Source organism: Thiorhodococcus mannitoliphagus, from assembly GCF_010915725.1.
Lineage (GTDB): Bacteria > Pseudomonadota > Gammaproteobacteria > Chromatiales > Chromatiaceae > Thiorhodococcus > Thiorhodococcus mannitoliphagus.
In genome coordinates, this window is sequence record NZ_JAAIJR010000238.1 from 1 (window position 1) to 3,870 (window position 3,870).

A 3,870-nucleotide genomic window follows, 5' to 3' on the forward strand; every position below is an offset into this window, starting at 1 on the left:
CGGGGGATGCTGGCGAGACCCTCGTGGGTGCGGACGGGCGCACCTTGAAGCGGCTTGAGCCGTTGCATCGACGCGAATACCAGAGCGTGTTCGGTCCGTTCGAGCTGGAACGCGCCGTCTATGGGACGCGCGAGGGACAAGCCATCGAGGCGGTGCCGTTGGATGCGCGCCTGAATTTGCCTCAGTGCAAGACCTCCTACCTGTTACAAGACTGGGAGCAGAGTCTCACCGTCGAGGTGCCTTTCGCGACCGTTAGCGCGACCCTGGATCGGATCCTAGGCTTTCCCCGGTCGGTCTACACGCTGGAGCGTCACCAGCAGGACATGGCCCAGAGCGTGGCGGCCTTTTGGGAGGAAGGGAGGAACAACCGCTGCCGCCGCCCGAGGAGGAAGGTGCCATCCTGGTCTGCACGGCGGACGGAAAGGGTGTCCCGATGCGTCGCGAGACGGCGCCGAAAAAGCCCCCGGTCCCGGCCTCCTCGGCGCACGCGGTGACGGACAAGCCACCACAAGAGGCGCCTGCGCCCAGCATGGCGGGGAAGGATCTCCATCCCTCTGGCCCACGTGCGGGGACGAAAAAGATGGCGTTGCTGGGGGCGGTCTATACGATTAACCCCATGATCCGCACGCCCGAGGAGGTGCTCGAGGCGCTGTGCTCGCCGGCCCCTTCCGTGCGAGACACCAAGCGCCCGAAACCCTGTCACAAGCATGTGCGCGCTGCCCTAGAGCGCGATGGCGACGACACCACGGCCCCGCAAGTGGCCACCATCTTCAATTGGATCGCCGAACAAGCCCAGGCGCGCAATCCGAGCGCAGACAAACCGATCGTCCTACTGATGGATGGGCAGGAGTCGCTGTGGAACGCCGGCTGGGACACCCTCTCCCAACGCGACGAAGAACTCACCGAAGTGCTCGACTTGATGCACGCCCTGGGGTACCTGTGGGATGCCGCCCGCGTGTTCTACCCCAAGGCTCCGAGCGGCCCCGAGGCGGTTGCCTTCGTTCAACAACAGGCCGGGCGCCTCCTGCACGGGCAAGTTGAGACCGTGCTGCGCTCTCTGCGTTGGCTGAGTACCCACCACGCACTGACCGGCAAACGCCTTGAGCAGCTCGAAAAAATCTGTGGCTACTTCCACAACAATGCTCATCGGATGGACTACGCGACCTATCTTGAGCACGGCTTTCCGATTGCCTCCGGCGTGATCGAAGGCGCTTGCCGATGCGTGGTCAAGGATCGCATGGAACGCTCCGGGATGCGCTGGGTGATGTCTGGCGCGCGTGCCATGCTCAACATGCGCTGCATCGCCCTGAGTGACCTCTGGGACGCGTTCAAGGCTTTCCGTATCCAGCGCGAATCCCGTCGCCTCTATCCAGGATTCGCCGCAAATGATGCCGATTTCACCCAGGCAATTGCAGCGTGACGGGCGCGGGAGGCGGGTTGCACCCCTGAAAGATTGTCACGTCACGCAGGCGCTTGGGGGCGATTTGGAATCCCGCCATGCTTCCTGAGCGACGATGACACCTTGGAGTTATAAGGGTGGAATGTTATTACAACCATCTCGACCGCCAACCATGACACCGATTGACTCCAGCCAAGGGGCTAGGCGCGTGAGCACCTTGTCGCGCATCGATCCAAACTTCTTCATCAGTGCGTCTTCTCGTGCGGGATCGACTCCGAGCGCCGCCAAACCCGCCGCTTCCAGCCAATAACCAGCATGGTCAAGGCTTTCCAGGGCATGCGACCCTAAGGTTGCGAAACGCGCGTCCGACAGTGCCAGATAACAGCCCACGAAGGCCCATGGCCCCGGGTCGGGCATCGTCAGACCTGTTTCGACCAAGGGCAACCATCGTTTCAGCGGCGCATCGAGCACCTCGTCGCCGGTACTCCAGCGATAACAGGCCAGCGCACGCAGCAGGTAAGCAGCTCCGTCGTTACCCTCACCGATCTGGTTTGCTGGCAGTGCATCCAACACTTTCTGAACTTCATCGCGATAGCGCACCAATTGGGCGGCGGAGCCACCCTCTCGTAACTTCCATGCCGCAACATAGAGAAGCCATGCCAGTTCTCGCGTGTCGTTAGCATCAGGACTTTTCTGGCGTTTGATTTCCAGAAAATGAAGCGCCTCATCGAAGCGCCGCTGGCGGAGGGCGATACGCGCCTGCCAATCAAGCCGCTTGAAATTTTGCAACTCGCGCGCCTCTAAATCATCGATTTGGCATTCCGCATGCTTTCCAGCAATAGAAGCGGCAACCGTGGGCAGAGCCATGTCGATCAAGAGGTTCGTCATGGCGCCTAGCAGCTCTGCGTGGTCAATGGCGGGGATTAAGCCATATTGAAGGCCATTGATGAGAAAATCAGCCATCAAATCGTAATGTCCGCATCGATAGCAGGTGTAAGCCAGTGCGCAAGACATGGCAGGGGATTGGCCGACAGCGTTTTTATAGCGCTTGTAAAGCACCTTCATTGTACGGTGATCCAGATTCTCCGCCGCACTCAAGGCCTGCGGCAGCAACCGGCCGAGAGTCTTCGGCCACAATGCCGGTGAATCAATCGCCTTGAGCGCATCCTGGAACTGCCGTTTATCTCCATAGGCCAGCCACGGCACATCGACCAATGTTTCACGCCACTCGCGCCAGCTCATCTCGTTCCAATGCGCGACACTGGAATCATCCAGCATCACTTCGCCGAACAGCGTCAGCGCATGAATGCTGCCCGCCACACTGACGCCCGTTCGTCTATCCAGCAACCAGTCTTCCAACGTTGCCCCATCATCCCGCTCGAACCAAGCGTTGAGCAGGGTGGCGATCTCCGGCGCGGAGAGTTCCCCCGTCGCAGCGACCACGGTGCGCACACCACGGACGAGCAGACTCTCGGCCAGTCGGTACATGGCGCCATCGTGATTGCAGGCGAGCAACCAGACCCGACGAGGGAGCGCCGCCGTATGGAGTTCGAACAGCCGTTTTTCTTGATCGAGCAGACCATGCACGTCGCCATGCGCGAGCATGAACAACTCGTCGTAACCATCCAGACCACTCTTTAACGAGCGCGGCAGGATCCGAGACAAGCGCTCGGTCGCGATCGGTTTTTGTAGCTCGCCGGCAAAATTGAACTCGTTTTTGGGAAACAGGTTGAGCCAGGCGGCACGAGCCCCAGTCAGAGGCTGTTGGCCAAACAACGGCTTGGCATGGCGGACGGTCAGTAGCGTCGCGGCTAAAGGTTGCCCCTCGAAACGTAGCGACTCCCAGGGAACTCGCTGCCAATCCAGCGGCAGCTGAGAATCCATCACGAGTAAACCGTTCCGACCACTGGCGCGCCAGCCGGAAAGTTCCTGCAGGATCTTCGGCTCGGTAAGCAAGTCCGCCAGCGCCGCGTCTGCGGTCGGCTTCGGCATGGCCATCAGGGGCATGGCGTACTGTGGTGTCAAGGCGGCTTCGGGATGCCTTTCTCCCCGCAGCGCAATGAAGAAGCGTGGTTCAGTTGTCCCTGACAAGTGGTAACTCCAGAGCAGGGCGCCCATCGGCGACTGTCAGCGTTAGGGTTGTGACCTCACCGGCATCCCAATCCACTTGGACCGGGTCTTCGCCGCGACGGGCGGTCTGTTTGAACTCCAGCACCCCCGACACTCGCAATTCACAGGTGACGGCGATGTCCGATTCGGCTGTCACCTGCACCCGCCCCGCGCCGTCGGCGGCAATCTCTAACACCGAGATACGGGCCAGATCGTCCCACAGCCGATCTTTGATCGCCATTGCCCCATCGTCGCGCGCGCGCAAGGGGCGCGCCACCGGGGCGTGGCGCCGCTCCCACGTCGTCTTGCCTGAAGGATACACGGCGCCTACTCAACCAAGGAGGCTTTCCGGGAATTCTTAT

Annotated in this window: 3 protein-coding genes and 1 pseudogene; 2 read left to right on the forward strand and 2 right to left on the reverse strand. The window is 61.1% G+C overall.

The genetic code is table 11. The features are described 5' to 3' along the window. Positions 1-494, forward strand: a pseudogene (locus tag G3480_RS28005) (hypothetical protein); the annotation flags it as partial. Beyond that, complete coding sequence (locus tag G3480_RS25335) at positions 434-1,420, forward strand: hypothetical protein (RefSeq protein ID WP_206171892.1); 987 nt, start codon at positions 434-436, stop codon at positions 1,418-1,420. The pseudogene G3480_RS28005 and the gene G3480_RS25335, both read left to right, overlap by 61 nt. A gap of 108 nt (positions 1,421-1,528) precedes the next feature. Here the strand turns inward: G3480_RS25335 and G3480_RS25340 are convergent, their stop codons facing one another. Together G3480_RS25340 and G3480_RS25345 are read right to left on the reverse strand one after the other, a co-directional pair. Continuing rightward, positions 1,529-3,517 carry a hypothetical protein gene (locus G3480_RS25340; RefSeq protein ID WP_164656992.1) on the reverse strand — a complete coding sequence of 663 codons (1,989 nt, stop codon included), beginning with the start codon at positions 3,515-3,517 and terminating at the stop codon, positions 1,529-1,531. Next, the gene (locus G3480_RS25345; RefSeq protein WP_164656993.1) at positions 3,474-3,830 is read right to left on the reverse strand and encodes a hypothetical protein; all 357 of its coding nucleotides are present in this window, start codon (positions 3,828-3,830) and stop codon (positions 3,474-3,476) included. Before G3480_RS25345 ends, G3480_RS25340 begins: the two co-directional genes overlap by 44 nt. Between the last annotated feature and the right edge of the window lie 40 nt (positions 3,831-3,870).

Bases quoted from the DNA above. Each gene is read 5' to 3' on its own strand.
- G3480_RS25335 (WP_206171892.1), top strand. From the start codon at position 434: ATGCGTCGCGAGACGGCGCCGAAAAAGCCCCCGGTCCCGGCCTCCTCG.
- G3480_RS25340 (WP_164656992.1), bottom strand. From the start codon at position 3,517: ATGGGCGCCCTGCTCTGGAGTTACCACTTGTCAGGGACAACTGAACCA.